This is a genomic window from Paenibacillus lycopersici, assembly GCF_010119935.1.
Lineage (GTDB): Bacteria > Bacillota > Bacilli > Paenibacillales > Paenibacillaceae > Paenibacillus_Z > Paenibacillus_Z lycopersici.
In genome coordinates this window covers 805,254-830,484 of record NZ_CP048209.1, presented here as the reverse complement: position 1 = coordinate 830,484, position 25,231 = coordinate 805,254, and the positions used below count along the sequence as shown (strand labels likewise).

Sequence of the window (25,231 nt, the reverse complement as noted above, 5' to 3'; positions counted from 1 at the left end):
TCAGTGCTCGGCGCTCGGCACACGTTGCTCGGCGATTGACCACAGCACATGGCGCTCGGGTCAGTCCGACTGACCGCGCGCCATTCACTATCATTCGAGGAGGAGATCGCACGATGATGCCGCGCGTCATTACCACTTGGCCGATCCGCAAATATTCGGACGGCACCGCCATCCTGCGGGAAGACGACATCGCCTCGGAGTATCCGCTTACGCTTCAGCTGGACGGCGAGGAATTCGCGACAATCGTATGCTCGCCGACGGAGCTGACGGAGCTCGCGATCGGCTTCCTCGCGTCCGAAGGCATTATCCGGGAAGCCGCCGACTTGAAGGAGCTGCGGGTCGACGAGGAACGGGGTTATGTGTACGCGGAGCTGCATCGTCCCCAGTCGACGGGCAAGGACGATTACGCGAAACGGTTTATCGGGTCGTGCTGCGGGAAGAGCCGCCAGTTTTATTTTCGCAGCGATGCCCGCACGGCACGGACGTCGATGAGCCGCCAGACGGTGACGCCCGCGCAGTGCATGACGCTCATGCGCCTGCTGCAGCACAGCTCCCCCGACTTTCAGCTGACGGGCGGGGTCCACAATGCCGCGCTCTGCACGCGGGAGGCGTTGATCGCCGTGCGCACCGACATCGGGCGCCACAACGCGCTCGACAAGCTGTTCGGCTATGCCTTGCAGCAGCGACTGGCCGTGACGGACCTCATCATCGCCTTCAGCGGCAGACTCTCCTCCGAGGTCGTGCTGAAAGCCGCCAAGATCGGCGTCGGCATCCTGCTCTCCAAATCGGCGCCGACCGATCTTGCCTTGAAGCTTGCGGACGACCTCGGCATTACCTGCGTCGGCTTCATTCGCGGGCGCGAGATGAACGTGTACACGCATGGCGAACGCATCGTGGAATAGGAAGGGTTCACGCTTGCCATTGGTGCGGCTGTAACCGTAACGATTTGTTACTTGGTCTCTTGGACGGAGGAAGGACTATGGCTACGATCAGACAAGCGGCCCAGCGCGATCTGCCGCGGGTTGTCGAGCTATCCGCATTATGGGCCGCCGAAGCGATTACTTATGGCCTTGCGGCTACTCGCGAAGAAGAATTGCAGGCATATATCGGGGATTACTTCTGGGTAGCGGAGAATGAAATGGGCGTCATCGGGTACATCACGGGAAGCGTGCATGAAAGCGAAGGGCTTGCCGTCCTCCCCAAAGGGGAGCTTTACCTGGAGATCGACGAGGTATACGTGCATCCCGATTATCGAAGCGATAAGATCGGGCACACGCTGGTCGACAGCCTGCTTCAAACGGCGGAAGCGAACGGCATCGTCCGTTCCACCGTCTATTCCGCAAGCAAACAGTGGCGCGAAATCGTCGGTTTCTACGAGAAGCACGGCTTTCAAATGTGGTTTGTACAGATGTACCGTTAGCGGCGTGAATTGATTTGGGAGCTCGGGGCGCGGCTCGTGGTCGAGGGGTTTCGGGGTTACGTTAGCACCCCTGCGGACACAGGATCCGTTATTTGATGCAAAAGAGGCGATTTTCCGAAGAATCGGACTACAGTTCCGCTATTTGACTCAAAGCCATGACTTTCGGCGCTTCAGCTAGCCAAATAGCGTATTCTGTGTCCGCTGAGCATCGAAAATCGCTAATTCGGGGCAAATAACGGATCTAGGGTCCGCAACGTTGCGAGCCTCACAGCCCTGCGTCACTTACTGCCAAAGCAGCATGCTCTGCCTCGACCACGCTCGGGCGCGAACGGCCGCATCGCCCTGCTTCTCCAGCCCACCGCCAGACAGCACGCTCAACCTCGGTCTCGCCCCCACGCGGATCGTGAACGGCCACAGAACTACTCTCCACCGCCAAAACAGCATGCTCTGCCCATACCCCACACGAGGCGCGTTCGCAGCGAACCTCTCCTGCCGCCAAAGCAGCACGCTCTGCCTCGGCCTCGACACCGCTCGGGCGCGCTCACCGCATCGCCCTGCTCCCCCAGCTTAACGCTGACCGGCGCCGCCGTCCCCTACTTAACGCCCGCCTCTTCGCCCTTCCTCCCGTTACGGCGTATCGCCCTTCCAGCTATTACGCCGCACCGCCCTCCCTCTGCCGTCCCAGCACGCCCGGCATCCAACCTTCACGTCTGCACCGCGCGGTCGCGATACTCTTGCGGCGTCATGTTCGAGTACGCCTTGAACAGCTTGATGAAATGCGGCACCGCCTGGTAGCCGACCGTCTGCGCAATCTCATAAATCTTCTTCTCGCCATTGCGCAGCAGGTACGTTGCCAGCTCCATCCGGCAGCGCAGAATATAGTCGCTCAGGTTATTGCCCGTCTCCGCCCGGTAAGCGCGCGATAGATAGGCCGGATGCAGGCCGACATGCGCCGCCAGCGTCTGCAGCGACAGATCGGCGTTCATGTTGTGCGCCACGTATTCGTGAACCTTCTCGATCAAGCCGGACTTCTGCTTCTCGCCCCGCTCATGGCACAAGTGCCGGATGCTGCCGAAGATGGAGAAGGCCCACCGCTCCAGCTGCTGAAGCGACGGCGCGGACGGCATCAGCCCGAGCGAAGCTCCGCCGAGCTCGCTCAGCAGCTTCCCCTTCTTGTGCGTCATGTACTGATAGGCGTTCGCAATGGCGAAGTACGCCTCATTGGCGTATTCCGGCGGATAATGCACGCTCTTCAGTTCAGCGAAAATATCGTTCAGCTTCTTCTCCGCGCCTTCCCAATTGCCCGTATCCAGCAGATGGAGCAGCAGCGGCGGCCGGTATAACGACGTCATCGTGCCGATGACCACCTCGCCCGGGTTCTCGATGACCCGCAGGAACGCGCCGTCGCGGCCGTCGTCGATTTGGCGAATCCCGTTCACGAGCGTCCGGTACAAGTCGCTTAAGCCTTCGGGGAAGAGCGCCCAATTGCTGCCGAGGACGATGGACAAGCTGCTGTTCAGCAGCGCTTCGGCCTTCTTCTTGAGCGTCGCCGCCCGCTGATCGAACTCGTAGCGGTCGACCGCCGAGCCTGCGGCGTCCGGCCCGTGTACCTTCTCGATCGGCGTCGCGACGAAGACGAGGTATTCATTGTGATCCCGGCAGAACCAGAGATGGAAGACATCCTTGAACACTTCCTCCGCCATGTTCATCACGGCGTATTCGATCAGGTCGCGGTCCGCGTTGACGTACTCCTGCAGCCTGCCCTCCAGCCGCACGATGAACATCCCCGCCTCGCGTTCCGTGGAGAACGGCAGGTTCAGCAGGAAGAGCTTCCGTTCCAGTTCCGAATACGGAATGCGCTCGCCGCCGATCAGCCGCTTCAGCAGCTCGTTGCGCAGCGCCGGCAAATTCTCCCGGAACGCGTACACGTCGCGCTGCTGCTGCTTGCGCTGCTCCATCTCGCCGGCGATTTCTTCAAGCAATTTGCCCAGCATGCTCTGCAGCTGCTCCGGATTGACCGGCTTCATCAGATAGCCCGACGTATTATAGGGCACGACGCTCTGCGCATATTCGAAATCGGCATAGCCCGACAGCACGATAATCCTGATCTTGGAATCGGTCTCGCGCAGCTGCCGGATGAGCTCGACCCCGTTCATCTCGGGCATTCGGATATCGGTAATGACGATATGAATCCTGCGCTCCCGGCTGATCTTCAGCGCCTCTTCGCCCGAGAACGCCTTATGAATATGCGCGAACCTGAGCTTGCCTGCCGCGATCGTCGCCGCGATACTCTCAACCTGCGAAGGCATATCGTCCACGATGAGCACTTCAAACATTGGAATTGGAACCGCCCCCGTCCTTAATGATCAATCCGACGCATAATCCGCCGAGCGGCGAATGCTCGATGCGCAAACCCGACGAATCGCCAAAATAATGCCGCAGCCGCTGATGGACATTCCGCAGCCCGATGCTGTGGCTGAGGCTGGTCGACTGCTGCAAGGAGTATCTCAGCGCCGCCAGCTCGTCCGGCTTCATGCCGATGCCGTTGTCCTCCACCAGCAGCTCGCAGCCGTCTGCCGTCCGGCGTCCCGTAATCAAGATATGAAACTCGCCTTTCTTGCCTTCCATGCCGTGCACGACCGCATTCTCGATCAACGGCTGCAGCAGCAGCCGCGGCAGGAGCAGCGACATCATGCCTTCTTCGATCTGCTCGGCGTATTGCAGCCGTTCGGACTGCATCCGGTGAATTTCCAAGTAATTGCGAATCAAATCCATCTCGTCCGACAGGAACGTCAATTGCTGCTCCGTTCGGGTCGTATACCGGTAGTATTGGCTCAGATGCTGCGTGAACGCGACGATCGCCTTCGTCCGGTCAAGCTGCGCCATGCTTTGAATATAAGCGAAATTATTGTAGAGGAAATGCGGATTGATCTGCGCCTGCAAATGCTTGAGCGACGACTCCTTCGCCCGCAGCTGCTCCGTATAGACCTTGTCGATCAGCTCCTGGGTATCCTGGGACATCAAGTTGAACTGTTCGATCAAATACCGGAACTCGTTGCTCGGCCAATGCGCGATCCGATAGCCGTAATCGCCCCGCCGCAGCGACTTGACCGCGCGGATCAATTCGTAGATCGGCTTCTGCACGTGGCGGTAGAGCAGCGCAACGGAAGAGATGCCCATAAGCAGCAGCAGTCCGCTAGCCGCATAGAACATATACTTGCTCTGATCGATCGGCTTCAATACCTGGGTCATCGGCACGAAATCGACTAAATACCACCCCAGTGCGTCCGAGGCGGCATAGTTGACGAGATATTCTTCATCGCGAAATTTCAGCTTGACGGAGCCTTCCTTGCCCAGCTCGTCCGCCTTCATATCCGCGAAGATCCGGGACATCTCCAGCATTTGCGCGCGATCCATGTCCGAAGGCAGAATCGGCTCGAAATTCGGATTGAACAGAAACGCGCTGCCGGCGCTGCCCTGCATCAACCGGTCCAGCATGCGAACCAGGTTCTCCGCCGAGAATGTCACTTCGACGTATAAGCTCGGGTTCTCCGGCATTTCCTTCGGATCGAAAGGCGTGATCAACTGGCGCAGGAACGCCTGCTCGCTGCCGCGCTCCGTCGTGATCAGACGGTAATCCCAGTGATCCTGGACCGGATTGCGGAAGTAGTCCGCATCGTACTGCTGCTTCCAGTTCGTCGAGACGACGACGCCCGAGGGCGGCGAATAGACGGTCAGCTTATTGCTCCATTCGAACGTGGACGACTGCAGGTCCAGCTTCTCTTGCACTTGCTTCTTGGCTTGCAGCCACGTGTAGACGGGATCGGAAGACGCCCGGAACTGAAGCTGCACAACATCCGGATCTTTGGCGACGACGTAGGCGGCTTTCCAGAGCCTGTCCGCTTCCGCATCCATCTGTCCGACGAACAGGCGAAGGCGGTTCAAGTTGACCTGGAGCAGCTCTTTCTCCACGACATCGGTGCTGATCTTATTGGACGAGTTGTACATGACGACGATCGGCACGAGCATGATCACGATGACAATCATAATCTTCGTGAAGATGTTCATTCTTCGGCCTGTCATTCGGTTGATCTTCAGAAATTGCAGCACGTGCATCCATCCCGTCATCCAGTTATTCCATTAGGTTACGACTTCACGGAGCCAAGCACAATGCCCTTCACGAAATATTTCTGCAGGAACGGATAGACCATCAGGATCGGCAGCGCGCCGATGAAGATCTGCGCCGCTTTCACCGTACGGCTCGAGAAGTTCTGTACCTGATCGGCAGATACGCCGACACGGGACAGATTGTCGCTCACGATCATGGAGTGCAGGTACGTTGCGAGCGGGTAACCGGACGGCTTGGACATATAGATCATGCCGTCGAACCAGGAATTCCAGCTGCCTACCATGCAGAAGAGCGACAAGGTGGCGATGGAAGGCATCGAAACCGGCAAATAGACGCTCCATAACACTCTTAAATGGCCGGCTCCGTCGATCAAGGCGGCTTCTTCCAGTTCCGGCGGAAGCGTGCGGAAGAAGTTCAGCATCAGAATCATGTTCCAGACGCTGACCGCGCCAGGGAGAACAAGCGACCAGATGGTATCGATCATATGGAGCTTGCTAACGACGATATAGCCCGGAATCAACCCGCCGGAGAACAGCATCGTGAACACGAAAATCCACGTGTACAGCTGTCTTCCGGGGAAGCGGAGGCTCGACTTCGACAAGCTGTAGGCCGCCATCGTAACGACGAGCATGGAGATGACCGTCCCGAGAATCGTCCGTTCCCCCCCGATCCACATCGCCTTCAGAAACGCATGGTTGCCAAGCGTCTTGGCGTAGGCGTCGGACGTAAAGCCGACCGGCCAGAAATTAACGATGTTCGCCGTGGCCGCGGCGCGCGAGCTGAACGAGACGGCAAGGACGTGAATCAACGGGAGAATGCATAGCAGCCCCAGTAATGTCAGAAAGATCGTATTAGAAACCGTAAACACAGCATAGCTTCGCGAGCGGTAGCGCATGGGGGGCCCTCCTTAGAAAATCCGGTAGTTGGCTAGTTTGTATGCCATTCGATAGCTGATCACGATCAGGATGAACCCGATCACCGATTTAAACAAGCCGACAGCCGTACCGAAACTGAATTTGCCGCTGCTTAAGCCTTCGCGATAAACGAATGTATCGATAATATCGCCATGCGAGTAAACGAGCGGGTTGTACAGGTTGAAAATCTGGTCGAAGCCCGCATCCAGAACCCGCCCAAGCGACAGCGTCGCAACGACGATGACGATCGGCATAATGAGCGGAAGCGTTATGTGAATGACTTGCTGCCAGCGGGTTGCCCCATCGATTTCCGCCGCTTCGTACAGTGACGGATCGATGCCGACCAAGGTAGCCAGGAATATGATGGCAGAAAATCCAAATTCTTTCCAAACGTCGCTGACGATGACCGTGAAGCGGAACCACTGGCCATTGCCCAAGAAGAAAATATCATGCATTCCGAGAGCATTAAGAAAACGGTTGACGATACCGCCGTCCGTCGACAGAATGTCGATCAAGATCCCGCCGAGAATAACCCAAGACAAGAAATGCGGCAAATACACGAGCGTTTGCACGACGCGTTTGAAATACGTGTTGAGGACTTCGTTCAGAAGCAGCGCGAATACGATGGGAATGATCAGGTTGAAGACCAGCTTCAACGAAGCGATGATCAGCGTGTTGACTATTACTTGCTTGCTGTCCGGGTATTCGAAGATCGTCCGGAAATGCTCAAGCCCGACCCACGGCGATTTGGTAATGCCGAGCCAAGGCTGATAATCCTCGAAGGCAATTGCAGTGCCGAATAACGGGATATATGAGAAAATGATGACTAAAACTAATGCAGGCAACAGAAGCAAATGAAACGGCCATGTCTTTCTCCAATATGAAGCCACACTGCATCCTTCCTTTCCATGAAAAACGGGAGATCGGCGACAGCTTGCGGCAGCCTGATCCCCCGTTATCGAATCTCAATCCATTGAAGCCCGTGAAACGTTCAGTTCGGTCCTTACTTGTTGCTTTCCGCGTACCAAGCGTTGACTTCGTCCGTAATCTTCTGGCCGCCGTTGTCGTTCCATTGCTTCACGAAATCATCGAAATAGTCCATCGGCTTCTCGCCGTAGATGATCTTCAGGTACGTTTCCGTCGCCAGCTTGGTGAGCAATTGGCCCTTCGACTTCATCGTCGGCGTCAGCGGACCCGTGAAGTAGTTCTTGCCTTCGGTAATGCCTTGATTCAAACGTACGCCTTGCGCCTTCAAGGCTCTCGCCGGCGATGCCTTGACATCGAATTCCGTGGACGTCTGCGGCTCGGCTTTCGGATCGGCAAGGAACTTCTTGATCGCATCCGTATTCGAATACGGAATCGTCGTCGTGCCGCCCGTGATGTTCGCCATCATGAAGCGCATATCCATCCGGCTGCCGTCTTTCAGCGGCCATTTGTCTTCCGGCACGCCGGCTTCTTTAAAGTCGCCTTTGACGATTTTGCCGTTATAGTTCACATAGTCGTAGCCTTCGTGGAAACCGTCCTTGAAACGCGGATCGTTATACGGATCGCCATCCTGATTCAAGTTTTTCGCGAACAGCTTGTTGAAATACGCGAACCAGGCTTCGATGTCCTTGAAGTCTTTGTTGAACATCGTGAAGCCCGCGGTGATGCCTTTCTCGGCTCGGCCGAACTTGCCGTCCGGACCGGAAGGTAGATTGTACGCTTCGAAGTCGGCTTTCGGGTCGACCTTCTCCGCGTCGCCGAGCGGCCAGCCGCCCATCCAGGCAGGTCCGAACATGACGCCGGCTTTGCCTGCGGCCGCGGCCTCGGAAGCTTTCATCGGATCCATGATGCCGGCTTCCTTGTCGATGTAGCCGTTGCTCATCCAGTCTTTCATGAGCTGGAGGTATTTCTTCGCGTCCGGCTGAATCGCGCCGTAGCTCAGCTTGCCGTCCGCGCCTTTATTCCAGTAGCTGCGGATATCGAACGTATTGATCATTTGATCCGTCAGCGCCGCGACGATCGCGTCCGTCTGACCCATCCATGTCCACGGGCCTTCTTTCAGCGGCACCGCCAGACCGATCGTGTCCGCTTTGCCGTCGCCGTCCGGATCGTCTTCCGTGAACGCTTTCAGAACGTTCGTCAGTTCATCCAACGTTTTGGGCTCTTGCAGACCGAGCTTGTCCAGCCAATCTTTGCGAATCCACATGACGGTGCCTTCATCGCCCATGAAGAAGCCCGGGAGACCGTACAGCTTGCCGTCGCGCTTCACTTCGCCGAGCGCGTAATCGAATTTCTCGAGCAGTTTCTTATATTCAGGATGCGCGTATTTCTCGATGGCATCGTCCAGCGGCATTACTTTGCCGGCATCGATCAGGTTCTGCAGGGAGTCCCCCGGCGCCGAGAACACGTCCGGAAGCTTGCCGCCGCTGGAAAGCAGCAAACGGATCTTCGTATCGTAGTCTTCCGCTTTCGTCACGATAAAGTCGAACTTCACGTCGATGCCCATGTTTTCTTTCATCCAACGGGTGTTCACGTTGTCTTCCATGGATTCGCCCGGCTTGAAGGCATTGCCTCTGGAAGCGCCGTCATCGACGATCGCCGTCGTAATCGTTACGGGAGGATCGAATTTCTGCTCCCACAGCTTCGATGGATCCACATCGGATTTCGCGCCGTCGTTCGCGGCTGCTTGATTGTTCGTGTTCGTCCCCGAACCGTTGGCCGCATTATTATTGTCGCTCGAGCAAGCAGCAAGCGTCGGCAACGAGCTGATGACGAGCGCCAGTGTCGTCCACTTCGCAAGCTTTACATACCGTTTCATGTGTGAATACCCCTTTTCTATATGATGGGTGGTACATGACTGAAGTATAAGGGAGTCATTTTTAAGTTTAAATAATTCATTTTTAACATAATAGCGCAAATTAAACTTTTCCATCGTCAAGCTTGCAAGCGGCGGTTTCGCTTTATGCGCGCGCGAGAAGCCTCGAATGAGGTTCCGTCATGCCGAAAAGCCCCGAAACGTCGCGTTTCGGGGCCTTTTGCCGTGCTTGCTGAACGGGTTGTTGCGCTGTGTCGGGCTTGCTGTTGAGCTTGCTGTTGGGCTTGCTGTTGGGCTTGCTGTTGGGCTTGCTGTTGAGTTGGTTGTCGGATTTGCCGTTGGGCTCTGCGGGAGAGGTGCGATTTGCGCTATTCCTCTCCGCTCGGTTTATCGGTATCGGTTTCTTTACTTTGCATCCGCGAGCAGCTTCTTAATCCGCCCTTCGAGCTTCATCGGCTTCGTCGTCGGCGAGAAGCGTTTGACGACCCGGCCTTCCGCATCCACGAGAAACTTCGTGAAGTTCCACTTGATGGACGAGTTCAGGAACCCGGGTGCCTGCCGTTTCAAATACGCGTAGAGCGGATCCGCGTTCGGGCCGTTGACGTCGATTTTGCCAAGCAACGGGAACGTGACGCCGAAATTGATTTGGCATGTCTCCTGCATCTCGCTGTCCTTGACCGGTTCTTGGTCCCTGAACTGGTTGCACGGGAAGCCGAGCACCGTCAAGCCTTGATCCTTGTATTGCTCGTGCAGCTGCTGCAGCGCCTTGAACTGCGGGGCAAGCCCGCATTTGGTCGCGGTATTGACGATCAGCAGCGCTTTGCCGCGATAATCGGCCAGCGGCTTGCGCTCTCCCCGGGACGTCAGGACCGTGAAATCGTAAACACTCATCGCGAATCACCTCGATTACATTTTATATAATCATATTGTATAAAATTTATTGTCGTTTGAACAGCTTGAATTTTATGGGGCGCCAGCGTTTGTATCCTGCGACAATCACCTTAATTTTGCACAAACCGTCCTTAATTCCGCATATCCCAAGCGAAGCGGCTTCCGGGTACAATGAGGGCAAGCAAACGGCTGCTTTTGCCGCCGATCATTCCTACGCCAACGAAGGAGGCTTCAATCCTTGATGGAGACGAGACAGCAAATTCTGTTCCTGCATTCCACGACGCCGGATCTCAAATCGCCGGTCATCGCCTGGTCGTTGTACGACGGCGCCGCGGCCGAGGACGCGCTGCAGATGAATACCGGCGACGCATCCGTCCCGCCGTACAAGTCCGTGCTTCACGCCATGCGCGACGGCTGGAACGTGCTGCAAGTTCCGGCGCTGCCGCACTATCCGTCCGGCCAAGAGCATGACACCGGGCATCTGCCCTATGAATACGTAATGGAAAGGAAGGTGGCCATTCATGAGTGAACTGACCATGACAGCGGTCGAGCGCAGGCACTTGCTGAGCGCGGAGCAGATGGCGCGGTTCGTGACGGAGGGGTTCCTGCTGCTGGATGCGTTCGTGCCGCAGCAGCTGAACGAGCGCGTGTACGAGGATCAAGTCCAAGGCGGTCACGGGCATACGTTCTGGAACCGTTCCGAAGCGGTACGCGAGGTGTTCGAGCTGCCGGAAGTGCAGGGCATCATCCAGAGCCTTGTCGGCAGCCGGCCCGTCTACGACCATTCGTTCCTCCATATCGTGCCGGATCATTATCCCGTCGCCCAGGATTGGCACGGCGATTCCATCATCGACGTGCGCCCGCACGCGTTCGACATCCAGCTCTTCTACTTCTCCCACGACGCGCCGCCGGAGATGGGGCCGACCCTCATCCTGCCGGGCTCGCATCTGCGCAAAATCAACACGTTCAGCCTGGCCCGCTACAAGAACATCGTCGGCCAGCGCCAGCTTGCCGGCAAAGCGGGCACGCTCGCCATTCTCCATCATGGCATTTGGCATTGCGCGCAGCCCAACGCAACGGACCGCACGCGGTACGTCTTCAAGCTCCGGCTGCGCCCGGGCCAGGAGCAGCGCGGCTTGTTCAACCTGGACGGCTACGACAGCCCGGAAGTCCGCCGCATTATCGAGCAGGGCTATCAGCGCTGGCAGGGCAACGAGGACCGGCTGGACCATATGCAGCGCGCCAAGCTGTGGCGGTACGTGACCGGCGACGACAGCGTCGATGTCTCGTTCGAAGGCGCGCTCACGCGCATGGGCATTTGATTCGGGTTTCGGGCAGTAGGTGTGGAGGGCTGAGAGGTGTACGAGGCAAAAAGGTGCACGGGGTGCACTTCATTGCTGTCGAGAACGTACTCGGTTCTTCGACATTGCCCATGCCGGCTGGATCGTCTTCATGGGCAACGGACACAGAATCCGTTATTTGGTTGAAACTCGGTAGGTTCGGGTTGATGAACGGACACAGGATTCGTTATGGTCTCCCGAGAGCATCGAAAGTCTGCCATTTTGACGAAATAAAGGATCCTATGTCCGCGAGCATATACAAACTCATGAAAACGGGCGAATAACGGATCTCCTGTCCGGGTACCATACTTTTCAAGACAGAGTCATTCAGCGGCATCAAACATGAGTTCCTCTAACTTCTGGAGGTGCACCGGGTGACACCGGGTGCACCTCATGGTACTGGGGACGGCTATTGCCGTCCCTTTTGCATGCGCATCGTTTTGCGGTACTCGCTCGGGCTTGAGCCCGTGTACTGCTTGAACATTTTCGAGAATTGATACAGGGAGCTCCCGACCCGTTCGGCCGCTTCCGAGATCGAGATATCCGTCGATACCATCCACGCCTTCGCCTTCTCCATTCGCCGCTGATTCATGTACTGCATCGGCGATCGTCCCGTGGCCGACTTGAAGAACCGGATGAAATAGTTCGGGTGAAAATGCGCCAGCTCCGCCAGCTGCTCCAGCGTAACGTTATCCGCCAGATGGTGGTCGATATACGCCAGCACCCGGCTCACTTTATCGACGCTGCCGCCCGCCGGCTGCCGCAGCCTCGCATTGCCGCCGCGCTCCAGGAACTGGCATAGCAGCTCCTGCAGCAGCAGCTTGGCGCGCAGCATCGACGTCAGATCGCCGCTGTGATAATGGCGCACCAGCTCGCCGAACGTCCGCGCCGCCGCCTCCGGATCGGCCGTGTCCACGCAGCTCGGCGTTTCCAGGAGCTGAAACAATTCCTGCTCGCCGCTTCGCGCGTTGAAGTGGCAGAAGTACTTGGGAAACTCCCGGCCCTCCATCGTTCGCACCGACAGCATCGTGCCGGCCGGCATCACGACCAGCTGGCCCCGCTTCGGGTAGATCTCCTCTTCGCCGATTCGAATATGCCCGCCATCGCCCAGCATGTAATAAAGCCGGTTGAAGTCCGACAACACGTCCATATGGTACCAGCTCGCCGTGCAGTGGAAGAATGCCGCTTCCGAAATATGCAGCTGCATATTGGCGATATAATTGCTGAGCGCTACATTTTGCATGTTCTAACCGCTCCGTCCGATTGTGAAATCCGCTGGCTGAGCCGGATCAGGCCCCGCTCAGCCTCAACTCGCCAAGCTTCCCGTCCCAAGCCGCATGAACGCCGAGCAGCTTCAGCAGCGAGACAGGGATCATGCGTACGCCGGAGAATCCAAGCTTCACGGCCGGAAGCGCAACCCGCTTGCCGCCGATTTCGGCGAAGCCCCCGTCCGGAAGCAGCACGGCCGTCGATTGCTTATACGTGATCGTCGTCGAATAGTCGTTATTCACTGTAAAACTGCCGCCCAGCGCCTGCAGCACGGCCTTCATCGGAACCGAAGCGCTTCCGTTGTCGATTCTGGCGGGGAACGGGGAGTCGAGCAGCTTGCCGTTCACGTACGCATTCATTGCCGTCTGAATCGGCTTAGGCGCATACACCATGCCGTCGCCATCCGGCCGGACGATCCCGGTCTCGTTCCAATTGTCCGCTCCCCAGCCCCACACCCGGCCGACGGCATCCAGCGCAAGGTTGTGAAAGGGACCGACGGCAATCGAAACGATGTTCGAGAGCCCCTTCACTTTGCCCGCCTTTCCCGTCGGCCCGTTATCGAGCCTCCACACGTCTCCGCTCTCGGTCAACAGCAAGCCGCCCGGTACGATCGCTTTCGCCTTCAGCTCCGGATGCACGCGCTTCGCCTTGCCCGTTACTTTCACGGGCGCCAGATCTTGCCCTTCGTAAACCCCGTTCGGCGACAGCGTCCATGTCCACGCGCCGCCGCTGCGGTCGATGCCGCTCGTGCACCCCGCGAGCTGCTTCAGAACCGGCACGCCCGTCAGCCGGTACGGATTCACAATCGTCATGCTGCCGTCCGCCTCCAGCCGCGAGCCGAAGCCCCACGCCGTGCCTGCCGCATCAAGCGCGAACGCCATGTCCCCGCATGCGACCAGATTCGTCCATTCGAACGTGCCGGATACCTGCTTGACGTTCGCCTTGCCCGTCGCCGCGTCATGCGTCCACACCCGCAGGCCGCCGTCGGCCTTCAAGGCTGCGCCGGCACTCTTCAGTGCGACGGCCGCGGTCGCGCCCGCAAGGCCCTCCACCTGTCTCGGCGGCACCGTTTCGCGGATGTTCGCCTTTAATCCGGTGATGGAGCCCCACTCCCATACGGTACCGTCGCTTTTCAGTCCGACCTGCATGCCGTCTCCGTTCGTGGCAATCGCCGTTATGCCCGACAGATTCGGAAGCCGGACGGGTGCCGCGACCGACGTAATCGGGTTATCCGTTGTCACGCCAAGCTCGCCCCACAAATTCCGGCCCCAGGTCCATACCGTGCCGTCCGCGCGCAGCGCGACGGAATAATACATGCCTGCCGCGATCTGTTTGAAAGCCGTCGCGCTGAGCGGCACCGCAGTCTTAGGGCTAGCGGCGGACGAAGCCGTCCAAGGCGCCGGGGCAGTACCGGCCGGAGACGCCGCGAGCGACAGGCTCCCTGCTGACCCGGCTCCGGCCGAAACCGCGCCGGACATCAGTGTAGTGACCGCCAAAGCGGCGATAAGCACAGCTTTGAACCGATTTCTCATCGTAACGTCCCCTCTCGACAACAGCTAATATGGCACGCTCCGATGCTTGCGGCTCGACGCGCATGCGATGACCGTTTTAACTCCCGGTAGCGGGTGGCGGCGTATTCGGCGGCGATCGGCGTGACTCGAATTTATTCCTGCAGCTTCTTCTCTATGATGTAGACGGTCCCGCAAGCGAAAAGGTTGCGCCGCCCGCCAAGTCCCTGAACGAACGAAATCCGCAGCCCCCGCTCCTAATGCCCTACTGGCATCCGGCGCGGTTCGCTGCGGATTTCGCTGCATCGTCCTATAAATAGTGGCACATCATCAGCGCGTTGCCGTCGCAATCCCGAAACGAGAACGACGCATGATCGCCATACCGTTCCAGCGTGCCGACTTCCACGCCGCGCCCGGCGAGAATGGCATGCGCCGCTTCGATGTCCGGCGCATCGAACGCGAACGTCGCACGCTCCGCCGGCCGGGCGTTCTCGTCCTTGAATAGGTGCATGACGTACTGCCCGTTAAGCCCAAGCTCCACGAAGTCGTTCTTGCCGTAACCTCTGAGCTCGAGCCCGAGCATTTCGCAATACCAGGCGCTTGCCCGGTCCAGATCCCGAACATAGTGCATCACGCCGATTAATTCTCTCTTGATGAGCGGTTTCATTGGCATTCCCCGCTTTCCGTTAAGAATTATGCATTCGCCGTTAACTGAGCGTCCTGAATTTCCTGAGCTCATTGAGCCGGCTGATCTTGCCGGGCTTCCCGCTTTTACTGAGCCGCAATGGCGCCGCGCAGCAGTTCGACCGCCTTGTCCGTGCCGCCTTTCTGTTCTTCCAATCCTTCGTATTCGACGCTCATCCATCCCGTGTAGCCGACGCCCTTGAGCTTGGCGACGATTTCGGGCACACAGGCATCGCCTGCCGTGGGCGCGACGCCGACGTAGAAGGACTTGCCGCTGAGCGTACGATAAGCGCCCGCCGTGCCCTCTTCAACCTGTTTGAAGTCCTTCGCGTGCACATGCGCAATGTAAGGCGCAAGCGCGTCGAACGACGGCTGCGGATCTTGGTCCACGAGCAAATAGTTGCCCATGTCGTACGTGCTGCGAAGCGCGGTGGAGCCCACCTGTTCGATGATTTCCTTCACCTGCTCGCTTCTGCCCGCGAATACGCCGTGGTTCTCCAGGCACAAGACGATGTTCTTGCTTTGCGCATAGGCCGCCGCTCCCCGCAAGCCTTCGATGATCCAGACTTTGCCTTGATCGTAGCTGACGCCTTCCTTGACGTCGCCTGCAAAGACGCGAACGACCGAGGCGCCGAACAGCGCCGCCATATCGACCGCGTTCATAATGTCCGCAAGCGCGGCGGCCCGGCCTTCCGCCGACACGTCGGCGAAATCGTTACACGCGCCGAAGCACGCCAGCTTGAGGCCCGTTCTAGCCAGCGCCTCGCGAACGGCGGGCACGTCGGTCTCGGCATTCCAGAAAACGCTCAGCAGCTCGACGCCCTCCGCCCCGATGCTCGCCGCATAGTCGATGAAATCCGCGTTGGTCCAAGAACCGTCGTAGAGATAATGATGAACGCTCCATACGCTAACCGATACTTTCATGGTTTCTTTCCTCTCCCGTAATACCTAGCGGTATCGTTTAATGAACTCTACCGCTTTGCGGATGTCCTGCTCCGGCTGCTCGCCCACTTCGCGTTCGATCGTCAAATAGCCCTTGTAGCCGATCGATTGCAGCGCCGCGAAATAAGCGTCGAAATCGACGTCGCCCTCGCCGAGCGGCAGCTCCGCGAAATCCGCTCCGCCCGCGGCCATCTCGGCGATATGCTCATGCGACATTTCGTCGTAGCCGAGGAAGCCGTATACTTGGCGCGGGTCGACGGCGCGATAGCGGCGGCCGTCCTTCACATGGGTATGGACGATGTAGTCCTTCAGCGTAATGACGCCTTGGACAGGATCGTCTCCTGTCACCATGATCATGTTCGCCGGGTCGAAATTGACGGAAACGCCGTTCGTGCTGAGCGTGTCCAGGAAGCTCTTCAGATGCGCCGCGGGCTCCGGGCCCGTCTCGATCGCGAAATACGCGTTCATGCTCTTCGCGTACGTGCTTAGCTCTTCGCACGCGCGCTGCATCGCCGCGTAGATCGCGCCGTTGCGGTCGTCCGGAACGATGCCGATATGCGTCGTCACGACGGATGTGCCGAGCTCGACCGCCAGGTCGAGAATCCGCTTCGATTTCTCGATCTTCGCCGCGTTGGCCGCCGCGTCCTGGAAGCCGTGGCCGCCGAGGTCGCCGCACAGCGCCGAAATTTCAAGGCCCAGCCCGTCGATGTAGCCGCGCAATTCGCGTCTTGCCGCCGCATCCAGGTTCGCCGGATCCATCTCGCCGGACACCGCGTAGATTTGCACGCCTTCCGCGCCGACCTCCTTCGCCTTCAGCAGCCCTTGCCGCACGCCGATGCCGAAGCTATCCACGATTACGCCGATTTTATTATTGAGCGGAGTCGCCATCACTTTCATCCTTCTTCCTATCTATGAATTTACCCGCTGGCCGCAGGCTGAAACGGACTGCCCGGATTCGGAGCAGCCCCTGTCCCGTGAATGCTGCATGTCCAATCTTGCGATCGGACACGCAAACCAATCTGCTTCTTGCAGCAGAATGCTGCATGTCCAATCTTGCGATCGGACACGCAAACCAATCTGCTTCTTAAAACTGAATCTCTTTGCCCGTCGCCGCCGATTCGTAGATCGCGCTCAGCATGCGTGTTACTTCCAGTCCGTCCTCGACAGGGCTCAGCGTCTCGCAGCGGCCCAGGCAGCTGTTGACGAAATGCGTGATTTCGCGGCCGAACGCCTCGTTCGCGTCGAACGTCGTGTGGTCGATCTGCGGCGTTACGTTGACGATCGTATTATGCTTCTCGGACATGACGACGAGCGCCGGCTCGACTTCCGCGCCGCCTTTGTCGCCGTACAGCTTCACCGAAATTTCGTCCTTGACCGCATGCAGCGTGAAGCTGACGTCGACGATCAGCGACGCGCCGTTCTCGAAGCGGATGACCGCGTTCGCCGCGTCCTCGACGTCGTTACGCGATGCGTCGTAATCGGCCGCTTTATAGAACGAGAGATTCTGGATATGCGCGCGGTTGCCCAGCTTGCGGTACGTGTTGCCGCTGATGGACTTCACCTTCGGACGGCCCATCAGGTACCAGCAAATATCGATGATATGAACCCCAAGGTCGATCAGCGGTCCGCCGCCCGAGCGGCTCTTGTCCGAGAACCAGCCGCCCGGATTGCCGAGCCGGCGCAGGCAGGTTGCCTTGGCATAGTAGATTTCTCCGAGCTCGCCCGCGTCGATGAAACGCTTCAGCACGTCCACGCTGCCGGCATAACGGCGCACGAAGCCGACCTGCAGCAGCTTGCCCGAGCGGCGAACGGCGTCTTGCACGCGTTCGGCGTCCTCGACCGTCTTGCACATCGGCTTCTCGCACAGCACATGCTTGCCCGCTTCCAGCGCGGCGATGCTGATCTCGGCATGGCTGTCGTTCCATGTGCAGATGCTGACCGCTTCGATCTCGGGATCGGCCAGCAGGTCGCGGTAATTCGTGTAGACGCGCTTCGCCCCGTACTTCTCGGCAGCCGCCTTGGCGCGCTCCTCGTTCAAGTCGCACACGGCAGCAAGCTCCGCGTCCGGATTCTGGCGGTAAGCCTCCAAATGCAGTCCGGATATCGACCCGTTCCCGATGACGCCTACCTGCAGTTTCTTCCCTGTGTTCTCCATGTCGTGGTCCCTTCCTTTCGCGCAAGCCGCCCGATATAATTGACTTGCATGACTAATGTAATTAAATAATGTCTTTAACATACCATGACAAACCCGCCAGGAGAATGCACATTATGCCAACCTACATGGATAATATGATCAGTCCGCTTCCGATTCGATTATACGATAACGTCATCGACCTGAAGAAGCTGCGCGTGCAGTCGCTCCTCATTCGTTATGCGGGCCATCTGCCCGGCCGGATTCAGCAGCGGACCGATGCGTCGTTCGAGCAGTGGGCATTCGTCTACATCGGCGCGGGGCGGGGCTACTACCAGGCCGGAGACGGCGCGCGGCAGACCGTGGAGGCGGGAACCGTGTTCTGCCTCTACCCCGGCGAAGTGTTCCAGTACGGCCCGGAGGAGGGCGGCTTCTGGGACGAATACTATTTCACGCTGGAGGGTCCGCGCGTCCAGGAATGGCTGGCGAGCTGGTACGAGCAGCCCGAGACCGTCAAATTCGTCGGCACGGACGAAAGCTTCTTCAGCAAAATCGAGCTCATCTTCCGGCTGCTCGACAGCGCCGTCCCGGCCAACCAGGACCGGGCCGCGCTGGCGCTGGAGGCGCTGCTCTTCGACATGTCGCTGCGCTTCCGCCAGCCGGAGACGAGCAGCCGGACCATGTTCGTCCATCAGCTGCTGGACGACGTGACGAGCGCCGTATACGGGAAGCCGGACAGCGCCGCAATCGCCGCGCGGCACCATATCTCCGTTCCGACGATGCGGCGGATCGTGCACGATTACACCGGCTATCCGCTCGGGGAGTTCATGCACCGGCTGAAAGTCGCGGAGGCGAAGAAGCTGCTGCTTAACACGGATAAGACGGTGATGGAGATTGCCGGGCTTCTGGGTTACTCCGACATGTTTTATTTCTCGCGGCTGTTCAAGAAATATACGGATGCGGCGCCGACGACGTACCGGGCGCGGATGGGCTGAAGGCGATCGCCCGGGGGGATGGGAATAACTGTCACACAAAGTTCGATAGTTCATTATGGGATATTCCGGTATATTACTCTTTGTGAACGTATTTCCACTTCCTGGTGAAAGGTGTGTTCGTTTGAAGAAAATCACTGCACTACTCGTCTCCGTTATCCTGCTGCTCGCCTTCTCCGGCCTTGCCTCCGCGGCATCCGCCAAGCCGCCGATATCCGTATGGGTCGGCGATCGGGAGGTCGCCTTCGATGCGCCGCCGATGATTGCGAACGGTACGACCTATGTCGAATTCAAAGCGCTGTTCAATGTCCTCGGATTCACGGTCGCTTACGATGCGAAGAGCAAGACGATTACAGGAAAATCCGCATCCGCGACGTTGACGCTGAACGCCAAGACCGGTGCCGCGACCGTGAACGGACAAGCTTCGGCGAAGCCCGTTCAACTGATCGTCCAAGACGGACGCACGCTCGTTCCGCTTCGCTTCGTGGGCGAATCGACGGGCTTGCTCGTGGATTGGAACGCTTCGGCGCAAACGATCAAGATCAGCGCTAAAGGACCGTCGCCCGCCGACGCGAAGGAGCTCCAAGCCTATCTCGCGCAGATGGATGCCTATGATACGGCAGGCGATCAGGCAGGCATCCTGTCGCTGATCGATCCGGCTTCGCCGTTCTATGCGGCGATCAAGACGGAGGGCGCGCCCCAAGAAGGCGATCCCGTCGTCCGGACGACATCGAAGCTGCAGAGCATCGTGAGCTTCGACGCAGCTGCCGCCGTTATCGTAATCAGCCAGCACTCGGCCAAAGTAAGCGGCGGCTTCTACCTGGACAACGACTGCGTCATGCAGCTGAAGCTCGTACGCGGCCCGAAGAACCAATGGCTGCTCAGCGATCTTGCGCTGCAGCAGATGAACTACGTGAACACGGATGACGCGCTCAGCCGCGAGGCAGACGTTCCGGCCGACGAGAAGGCCGCCATTCTCGCCGTGATCGACCAGGAAACCCAAGCGTCCAACGACGAAAACATGGACGCGTACAAAGCCGTGATCGACCCGGATGCGCCAGGGATTGCCGAAGCGCTGAAAGCCGCGCAAACCGCCATGGACACGTATGATTTGAAATACACGAACGAACAAGTCCGCATCGTCGATTATTCGGGCGACGAAGCCATCGTCTACATCGTGCAAACCGTGGAGAAAACGAAAGGGCCGGCCTTCCAGGATTTCCGTGTCTCGGTCGTTTCGACCCTTCATAAGACGGCCGACGGCAAGTGGCTGGACGAAGGACAGGGCAAGATCATCAAAGTCGAGGCGCTGCCAGCCGTTTAACCGGCAGCGCGCTCCAATGCCGCAAGCTGTATATGACGCTTCTATCGTAATATGAGGCTTCAATCGCGAAAGCCCGCTCCTTCGGCATGAAGGGGCGGGCTTTCGTATGTCCGTGGCAGCTATTCATAGATTAGTCCCCGATCAATCGCGTTCCACTAAATTTCGCTGCAAATAATGCTCCAGCGTATTGGAGATATCGAATACGGTATGCGCAAGATCGTAATTCTCGAAAGCGTGCTCGCAATTCGGCTGGTAAGCGATCGCCGTTTCGTACTGGTCCATCTTGGCTTGGACGATCGCGGCGTCGAGGCCCGACTCCTGCTGGCGCTCCTGCACCGTGCGCCGGTCCGCGTAGATGAACAGCCGCACCGCTTGGTCGCCGTACCGGTCCTTGAGCAGCTGCGCGCCTTCCGGATTGACGATGAGATACACGCTGCCGCCTTGCCGCAGGCTTTGCTCGATATCCTCTCCGCGCACGCCGTACCGGCTGCCGCCGATGCTGATGCTCTCGATGAAATCGCCTGCGCGTTCGAACTGTTCGTACAGCTCGGGAGTTATGAAGTGGTAATCCTGGCCATTCACTTCGCCCGGCCGCGGCTTGCGGGTCGCGTACGAAAGCACCTTGGCAATGCCAAGCGTAGCTCCGACACTGTCGGCAACGGTCTTGCGCCCGGAGCCGTCCGGACCGGTGAACACGAAAATCAGCTTGCGATCCGACTCTACGTTCATCGTCTCCGCCTCCTGAATTCATTCGATTTGCGTTGCTGCCAAACGGTGCTGCAGAAGCGTAGGGCCATTTCCAAATCCTGCAATAATACAACCATTATACCGTATGATGAGAAAATCCGGCAACGGGCGTCCGCTGTTCATCTTGACTAATTTTGTAAGTTCGGCTATAGTGAATAAAAACATATGTTCGCGGTTCACTTACGTCGGAAGCACCCGTAAGCAAAGGCAATCCTGCCTTTCTTGCGGGTTTTTTTGCGTTTCCGGACAAGTGCCGCGGCAAAGGAGGAATATTGTCGTATGTTTCATTCTATGAGATTGAAGCCGTTTTCATCCATGCTGCTTGCGCTGTTTGCTTTCATGCTGCTCGTTTCGGGCACCGCGTCGGCCGCGTCGGTCTCGCTTTCCAACGCCGCCCAGACCGCGCTCGCGAAGCATATTGCCGCCGCCCCCGCCGACATGAAGAACAAGCTGAACGCGCAATCGTCCAGCCTGCAGTCGTACCAGAAGCAAGAGACGCTCCTGGACGAGCAGTACAAGACGCTCCACTCGAACAACGGCAAGGCGCTCGATGCCTTGAACAAACGGATCAAGCTCGTCGACGCGGAGAAGCTGAAGCGGATGACGAACGAGCTTGCTGCGCAGCGCGGGCGGTATAAGCCGCTCTTCGACCAGTATACCGCGATCAACAAGAACGTCTCGAACGCGCGCTCGTTGAAGCTCAAGCCGCTGGTCTCCCTGCTGAGCGGGCAGGCGGAAATGCTCAAGCCCGCCGTACAGCTGGCGCGTGCCGATATTCGCATCCGCGAACAGGCGCTCTCGGAGGCCAAGGCGGCGACCGCCAAGAAGATCAAAGCCCTGAAGGCGAGCCTCGCGCCCATCGACTCGCTCCGTGCCCAGTCCAAGAACGCCCTGTCGTCCGTTTCCGGCATGAAGAAGGGCATCCCCGGTACCGTCAAGACGCTGAACGCATGCGTGAAGAGCGGCTCCTTCAGCGGTACGCTCCAAGCGCTGAACGCGCTCGCGTCGGTATCGCAAAGCATCGTGGCGAACAAATCGCGCGTCATCGAATACGAGAACAAGATCAAGGCCATCATCGCTCAAGTCGGCGCGCAGACTCCCGCGGGCTGACGGGGAAGCAGGCGGAGCGGCTGGTGCCCGAGGGTTGACGAAGTAGTCAGGCGGAGCGGCTGGCCCCGCCCGCGTGCCCTCATAAAACCATGGCATGCGCGGAAGCGATCGCGAATACGTTAGAAGAGACGTTTTCTCGGGACCAATCGGATGTACATGGAGGGATCAGGATGCAAATTCATGTCGTACAGGCCGGACAGACGCTCTACCGGCTCTCGCAAGCCTACGGCATTCCGGTGGACGCCATCACGTCGGCCAATGAAATCTCGCCCGCCCATACGCTGGTCATCGGACAGGCATTGGTCATACCGATCGTCGGCCAATACTACTACGTAAGAGCCGGCGATACGCTGACGTCCATTGCGAGCAGGTTCGGCACGACCGCCGCGCGGCTCGCCGACGTCAACGAGCTGGATTCGAACGCCGCGCTCCAGGCCGGAACGAGGCTGTATATCCCGCCGCCGCCGAAAAGGCAAGCCTACGTGAACGCGTATATCGATGCGCGGGGCACGACCTTATCGCCCGCCCTGACGGAGGCGGCGCGGCAGGCGGCTCCGCTGCTGACCTACCTCGCTCCTTCCAGCTTTCGCATTCAGCGCGACGGCACGCTCGCGCTGCCGCCGCTCGGCGACCTGGAGAGCATCGCGACGAAACAGCGCACGGCCATGATGATGACCGTCACGAACCTGGAGAACGACCAGTTCAGCGCCGAGCTCGGCCATCTCCTCCTCAGCGACGCTTCGCTGCAGGATAAAGTAATCGCCAATATACTCGAGACGGCCAAAAACCTGCATTACCGCGACATCCATTTCGATATCGAGCACCTGCTGCCTTCGGACCGGGAAGCGTACAATCGATTTCTGCGCAAGGCGGTCGTCCCTATTCACGCGGCCGGCCTTACGATGTCCACGGCGCTTGCCCCCAAGACCAGCGCCGCGCAGGAAGGCGCCTGGTATTCCGCGCATGATTACAAGGCGCACGGCGAGATTGCGGATTTCGTCATTATTATGACGTACGAATGGGGCTACAGCGGCGGGCCGCCGATGCCGGTCTCCCCGATCGGTCCCGTCCGCAACGTGCTGGAATACGCGCTGACGGAGATGCCTGCAGACAAAATCCTCATGGGCCAGAATCTGTACGGCTACGATTGGACGCTGCCTTACGTTCCCGGCGGCGCCTACGCCAAGGCGATCAGTCCTCAAGCCGCCATCTCGCTCGCCAGAGAGCGCAACGCCGAAATCCTGTACGATGCGGCAGCCCAGGCGCCTCACTTCACGTATTGGGACGATAACGGCAAGGAGCATCGCGTATGGTTCGAGGATGCCCGTTCCATTCAGGCCAAGTTCAATTTGATGAAGGAGCTGAAGCTGCGCGGCATCAGCTATTGGAAGCTGGGGCTCAGCTTCCCGCAGAATTGGCTGCTGCTCGAGGACAACTTCCACATCGTCAAGCTGCTGCCTTGACGCGGCATGATTTGGTTTGACTTAATCTGGTTTGACTTGACATGGCTTGACATGAATCGGTCGAACTCGACTCGATTCGTTCGGTCTCGCATTTGCTTGAACGCCCCGCATGCCGCTTGCAAGAGCGCGGTACGCGGGGTGTTTTGCGCTTATCCGGACCGGCGCGCCGGGGCCTAGGGTCTTAGCCCTTCCCCGCCTAAAGGCTGGCTGCCGCGACCGCCGCTGGACCGTTTCGGGCAAGCGCGCTTCACGGTAAACTTAAGTCATCGGTCAAGACAAACTGGCTATCGCCATTCGAAACATTCGCCACGACGCTCTAGGGCAGTCAGTCATACAGCAAGATCAAGATCGCTTAATTCAGCTCAAAGGAGAGAATCGCAATGAAAAAACTGTACCGTTCCACTATGGACCGCAAATTAACCGGCCTCGCCGGCGGCATCGGGCAATGGTTCGGCATCGATCCTACCATCGTCCGGCTCGTGCTCTTGGTTTCGGGCGTGTTCAGCCTCGGCACGACGCTGCTGCTCTACATCGTAGCCAGCCTGCTCGTTCCGAAAGCGCCGTTCGAGGTGCTGTCGCCCGATCCTTCCTTCCGCTATTACGGTTAATTGCAGCGTCCGTCATTCAGCCGAAAACTAAACACTTACTTGTAGGAGATGAACGAAATGGGAATTTTGAACCGTTTGTTTAACATTACGCAAGCCGCGGCCAACGAGCTGCTCGACAAAATGGAAGATCCGGCAATGATGATGAATCAGTACATCCGCACAAGCCAGGAAGAGATCGCGAACGTGCAGCATGAGCTGCTGAAGCAGGAAGCGCTCGCCAAAGGGTTGGGGCAGCAAGCCGCCGAAGCATCGGCGCTGGCCGAGCACTGCGAAGCCCGCGCGCTGGAAGCGATGCGCGCCGGGCAGGAGGCGCATGCGCGCGAAGCGTTGACGGCGAAGCTGCACCACGAGGAGAAGGCGCGCGAGTACGGCACGTGGCATGATAACGCGAAGCGGCAAGCCGCGGAGCTCGCCATCCGGCTGGAGACCGCCAAAGCGGAGCTGCCGCAGCTGCTCAAGAAGCGGGATGAGCTGGTCAGCCGCATTCACCAGGCCCAGCGGCAATCGCGTTCCGTCATGCCGAGCTTCAGCGCAGGCCCGTCCATCCTCGAAGGCGGCAACGCCGCCCGCGGCTTCCAGCGCATGGAAGAGAAAATCGCGCAGTGGGAAGCCCGCCTTGCCGTCCGCGGCCCGTACGGTGCGCAGGGCTACGGCAGCGGCAGCGTGTATGGAAGCGCGGCGGGCGGCGCCGATGCGGCGGCTGACGCGAACGCCGGCAAGAGCTCGCTCGTTGACGAGCAGCTGGAGCTGCTCCGCAAGAAGCTGCCGACGGACAATGAATAACGAATAACCGTTAGCGAATCAGCGGTTACAGCCGCTGCGGGGAATAGAAAGCCCGAAGGCCTGCGATGACATCACGTCGCCGGCTTTCGGGCTTTCTTCGTTCATGGTTTGCTCGGTCATGGCTTGAGCATCTGCTCAGTCACGGCTTGGGATGTCATGGCTCGCACATGAGGTAA

At 58.7% G+C, this 25,231-nt stretch carries 23 protein-coding genes; 10 read left to right on the top strand and 13 right to left on the bottom strand.

Annotated features, from left to right (window positions below; genetic code table 11):
* Positions 1 to 113 precede the first annotated feature (113 nt).
* Together fdhD and GXP70_RS03735 are read left to right on the top strand one after the other, a co-directional pair.
* A complete protein-coding gene (gene fdhD / locus GXP70_RS03740; RefSeq protein WP_162355230.1) occupies positions 114 to 902 on the top strand; it encodes a formate dehydrogenase accessory sulfurtransferase FdhD in 789 nt (262 codons plus the stop codon).
* 77 nt (positions 903 to 979) lie between these two features.
* Positions 980 to 1,420: a GNAT family N-acetyltransferase gene (locus tag GXP70_RS03735; protein ID WP_162355229.1), complete on the top strand. Its 441-nt coding sequence runs from the start codon at positions 980 to 982 to the stop codon at positions 1,418 to 1,420.
* Positions 1,421 to 2,124: 704 nt separating this feature from the next.
* On the opposite strand, the gene GXP70_RS03730 is transcribed toward GXP70_RS03735, so the two are convergent.
* From GXP70_RS03730 to GXP70_RS03705, 6 genes are all read right to left on the bottom strand, one after another.
* Complete coding sequence (locus GXP70_RS03730) at positions 2,125 to 3,756, bottom strand: response regulator (protein ID WP_162355228.1); 1,632 nt, start codon at positions 3,754 to 3,756, stop codon at positions 2,125 to 2,127.
* On the bottom strand, positions 3,749 to 5,548 hold the full coding sequence (locus GXP70_RS03725; RefSeq protein ID WP_162355227.1) for a sensor histidine kinase: 1,800 nt from the start codon (positions 5,546 to 5,548) through the stop codon (positions 3,749 to 3,751). The genes GXP70_RS03730 and GXP70_RS03725 overlap by 8 nt, the downstream gene beginning before the upstream one ends.
* Before the next feature lie 17 nt (positions 5,549 to 5,565).
* Positions 5,566 to 6,444, bottom strand: a complete 879-nt coding sequence (locus GXP70_RS03720) for a carbohydrate ABC transporter permease (RefSeq protein ID WP_162355226.1) — start codon at positions 6,442 to 6,444, stop codon at positions 5,566 to 5,568.
* A gap of 12 nt (positions 6,445 to 6,456) precedes the next feature.
* A complete protein-coding gene (locus tag GXP70_RS03715) occupies positions 6,457 to 7,353 on the bottom strand; it encodes an ABC transporter permease (protein ID WP_162355225.1) in 897 nt (298 codons plus the stop codon).
* A gap of 113 nt (positions 7,354 to 7,466) precedes the next feature.
* Entirely contained in the window at positions 7,467 to 9,266 is a 1,800-nt protein-coding gene (locus GXP70_RS03710) for an extracellular solute-binding protein (protein WP_162355224.1), read from the bottom strand.
* A 402-nt stretch (positions 9,267 to 9,668) separates the two neighbouring features.
* Complete coding sequence (locus tag GXP70_RS03705; protein WP_162355223.1) at positions 9,669 to 10,154, bottom strand: glutathione peroxidase; 486 nt, start codon at positions 10,152 to 10,154, stop codon at positions 9,669 to 9,671.
* 238 nt (positions 10,155 to 10,392) lie between these two features.
* On the opposite strand from GXP70_RS03705, the gene GXP70_RS03700 reads away from it, so the two are divergent.
* Positions 10,393 to 10,683, top strand: a complete 291-nt coding sequence (locus tag GXP70_RS03700; protein ID WP_162355222.1) for a hypothetical protein — start codon at positions 10,393 to 10,395, stop codon at positions 10,681 to 10,683.
* The gene (locus GXP70_RS03695; protein WP_162355221.1) at positions 10,676 to 11,476 is read left to right on the top strand and encodes a phytanoyl-CoA dioxygenase family protein; all 801 of its coding nucleotides are present in this window, start codon (positions 10,676 to 10,678) and stop codon (positions 11,474 to 11,476) included. The genes GXP70_RS03700 and GXP70_RS03695 overlap by 8 nt, the downstream gene beginning before the upstream one ends.
* Before the next feature lie 427 nt (positions 11,477 to 11,903).
* Here the strand turns inward: GXP70_RS03695 and GXP70_RS03690 are convergent, their stop codons facing one another.
* From GXP70_RS03690 to GXP70_RS03665, 6 genes are all read right to left on the bottom strand, one after another.
* Positions 11,904 to 12,737, bottom strand: a complete 834-nt coding sequence (locus GXP70_RS03690) for a helix-turn-helix transcriptional regulator (RefSeq protein ID WP_162355220.1) — start codon at positions 12,735 to 12,737, stop codon at positions 11,904 to 11,906.
* 46 nt (positions 12,738 to 12,783) lie between these two features.
* Entirely contained in the window at positions 12,784 to 14,295 is a 1,512-nt protein-coding gene (locus GXP70_RS03685) for a stalk domain-containing protein (RefSeq protein ID WP_162355219.1), read from the bottom strand.
* 286 nt (positions 14,296 to 14,581) lie between these two features.
* Positions 14,582 to 14,938 carry a VOC family protein gene (locus GXP70_RS03680; protein WP_162355218.1) on the bottom strand — a complete coding sequence of 119 codons (357 nt, stop codon included), beginning with the start codon at positions 14,936 to 14,938 and terminating at the stop codon, positions 14,582 to 14,584.
* A 104-nt stretch (positions 14,939 to 15,042) separates the two neighbouring features.
* Positions 15,043 to 15,879, bottom strand: a complete 837-nt coding sequence (locus GXP70_RS03675) for a sugar phosphate isomerase/epimerase family protein (protein WP_162355217.1) — start codon at positions 15,877 to 15,879, stop codon at positions 15,043 to 15,045.
* Positions 15,880 to 15,903: 24 nt separating this feature from the next.
* The gene (locus GXP70_RS03670; RefSeq protein WP_162355216.1) at positions 15,904 to 16,785 is read right to left on the bottom strand and encodes a sugar phosphate isomerase/epimerase family protein; all 882 of its coding nucleotides are present in this window, start codon (positions 16,783 to 16,785) and stop codon (positions 15,904 to 15,906) included.
* 196 nt (positions 16,786 to 16,981) lie between these two features.
* Entirely contained in the window at positions 16,982 to 18,052 is a 1,071-nt protein-coding gene (locus tag GXP70_RS03665) for a Gfo/Idh/MocA family protein (protein WP_162355215.1), read from the bottom strand.
* Between the two features lie 113 nt (positions 18,053 to 18,165).
* On the opposite strand from GXP70_RS03665, the gene GXP70_RS03660 reads away from it, so the two are divergent.
* Both GXP70_RS03660 and GXP70_RS03655 read left to right on the top strand, forming a co-directional pair.
* Positions 18,166 to 19,023 (top strand): helix-turn-helix domain-containing protein, encoded by an 858-nt coding sequence (locus GXP70_RS03660; protein WP_162355214.1) that lies wholly within the window; start codon positions 18,166 to 18,168, stop codon positions 19,021 to 19,023.
* 121 nt (positions 19,024 to 19,144) lie between these two features.
* Entirely contained in the window at positions 19,145 to 20,344 is a 1,200-nt protein-coding gene (locus GXP70_RS03655) for a stalk domain-containing protein (protein WP_162355213.1), read from the top strand.
* A 141-nt stretch (positions 20,345 to 20,485) separates the two neighbouring features.
* Here GXP70_RS03655 and GXP70_RS03650 read toward each other — a convergent pair whose 3' ends face one another.
* Positions 20,486 to 21,073, bottom strand: coding sequence for a guanylate kinase (locus tag GXP70_RS03650; RefSeq protein ID WP_162355212.1), 588 nt, complete (start codon positions 21,071 to 21,073; stop codon positions 20,486 to 20,488).
* Between the two features lie 297 nt (positions 21,074 to 21,370).
* Here GXP70_RS03650 and GXP70_RS03645 point away from each other — a divergent pair, with 297 nt between their 5' ends.
* The 4 genes from GXP70_RS03645 (at position 21,371) to GXP70_RS03630 (ending at position 25,055) form a co-directional block, all read left to right on the top strand.
* Positions 21,371 to 22,201 carry a hypothetical protein gene (locus tag GXP70_RS03645; protein WP_162355211.1) on the top strand — a complete coding sequence of 277 codons (831 nt, stop codon included), beginning with the start codon at positions 21,371 to 21,373 and terminating at the stop codon, positions 22,199 to 22,201.
* A 170-nt stretch (positions 22,202 to 22,371) separates the two neighbouring features.
* Positions 22,372 to 23,664: a glycoside hydrolase family 18 protein gene (locus tag GXP70_RS03640; RefSeq protein ID WP_162355210.1), complete on the top strand. Its 1,293-nt coding sequence runs from the start codon at positions 22,372 to 22,374 to the stop codon at positions 23,662 to 23,664.
* Between the two features lie 380 nt (positions 23,665 to 24,044).
* Entirely contained in the window at positions 24,045 to 24,272 is a 228-nt protein-coding gene (locus tag GXP70_RS03635) for a PspC domain-containing protein (RefSeq protein ID WP_162355209.1), read from the top strand.
* 57 nt (positions 24,273 to 24,329) lie between these two features.
* Positions 24,330 to 25,055: a PspA/IM30 family protein gene (locus GXP70_RS03630; protein ID WP_162355208.1), complete on the top strand. Its 726-nt coding sequence runs from the start codon at positions 24,330 to 24,332 to the stop codon at positions 25,053 to 25,055.
* Positions 25,056 to 25,231: the final 176 nt, after the last annotated feature.

Excerpts from the sequence above, each read along its gene's own strand:
- fdhD (WP_162355230.1), top strand. The coding sequence starts at position 114 with ATGATGCCGCGCGTCATTACCACTTGGCCGATCCGCAAATATTCGGAC.
- GXP70_RS03735 (WP_162355229.1), top strand. The coding sequence starts at position 980 with ATGGCTACGATCAGACAAGCGGCCCAGCGCGATCTGCCGCGGGTTGTC.
- GXP70_RS03730 (WP_162355228.1), bottom strand. The coding sequence starts at position 3,756 with ATGTTTGAAGTGCTCATCGTGGACGATATGCCTTCGCAGGTTGAGAGT.
- GXP70_RS03725 (WP_162355227.1), bottom strand. The coding sequence starts at position 5,548 with ATGACGGGATGGATGCACGTGCTGCAATTTCTGAAGATCAACCGAATG.
- GXP70_RS03720 (WP_162355226.1), bottom strand. The coding sequence starts at position 6,444 with ATGCGCTACCGCTCGCGAAGCTATGCTGTGTTTACGGTTTCTAATACG.
- GXP70_RS03710 (WP_162355224.1), bottom strand. The coding sequence starts at position 9,266 with ATGAAACGGTATGTAAAGCTTGCGAAGTGGACGACACTGGCGCTCGTC.
- GXP70_RS03705 (WP_162355223.1), bottom strand. The coding sequence starts at position 10,154 with ATGAGTGTTTACGATTTCACGGTCCTGACGTCCCGGGGAGAGCGCAAG.
- GXP70_RS03695 (WP_162355221.1), top strand. The coding sequence starts at position 10,676 with ATGAGTGAACTGACCATGACAGCGGTCGAGCGCAGGCACTTGCTGAGC.
- GXP70_RS03690 (WP_162355220.1), bottom strand. The coding sequence starts at position 12,737 with ATGCAAAATGTAGCGCTCAGCAATTATATCGCCAATATGCAGCTGCAT.
- GXP70_RS03685 (WP_162355219.1), bottom strand. The coding sequence starts at position 14,295 with ATGAGAAATCGGTTCAAAGCTGTGCTTATCGCCGCTTTGGCGGTCACT.
- GXP70_RS03680 (WP_162355218.1), bottom strand. The coding sequence starts at position 14,938 with ATGAAACCGCTCATCAAGAGAGAATTAATCGGCGTGATGCACTATGTT.
- GXP70_RS03675 (WP_162355217.1), bottom strand. The coding sequence starts at position 15,879 with ATGAAAGTATCGGTTAGCGTATGGAGCGTTCATCATTATCTCTACGAC.
- GXP70_RS03670 (WP_162355216.1), bottom strand. The coding sequence starts at position 16,785 with ATGGCGACTCCGCTCAATAATAAAATCGGCGTAATCGTGGATAGCTTC.
- GXP70_RS03665 (WP_162355215.1), bottom strand. The coding sequence starts at position 18,052 with ATGGAGAACACAGGGAAGAAACTGCAGGTAGGCGTCATCGGGAACGGG.
- GXP70_RS03660 (WP_162355214.1), top strand. The coding sequence starts at position 18,166 with ATGCCAACCTACATGGATAATATGATCAGTCCGCTTCCGATTCGATTA.
- GXP70_RS03650 (WP_162355212.1), bottom strand. The coding sequence starts at position 21,073 with ATGAACGTAGAGTCGGATCGCAAGCTGATTTTCGTGTTCACCGGTCCG.
- GXP70_RS03645 (WP_162355211.1), top strand. The coding sequence starts at position 21,371 with ATGTTTCATTCTATGAGATTGAAGCCGTTTTCATCCATGCTGCTTGCG.
- GXP70_RS03640 (WP_162355210.1), top strand. The coding sequence starts at position 22,372 with ATGCAAATTCATGTCGTACAGGCCGGACAGACGCTCTACCGGCTCTCG.
- GXP70_RS03635 (WP_162355209.1), top strand. The coding sequence starts at position 24,045 with ATGAAAAAACTGTACCGTTCCACTATGGACCGCAAATTAACCGGCCTC.
- GXP70_RS03630 (WP_162355208.1), top strand. The coding sequence starts at position 24,330 with ATGGGAATTTTGAACCGTTTGTTTAACATTACGCAAGCCGCGGCCAAC.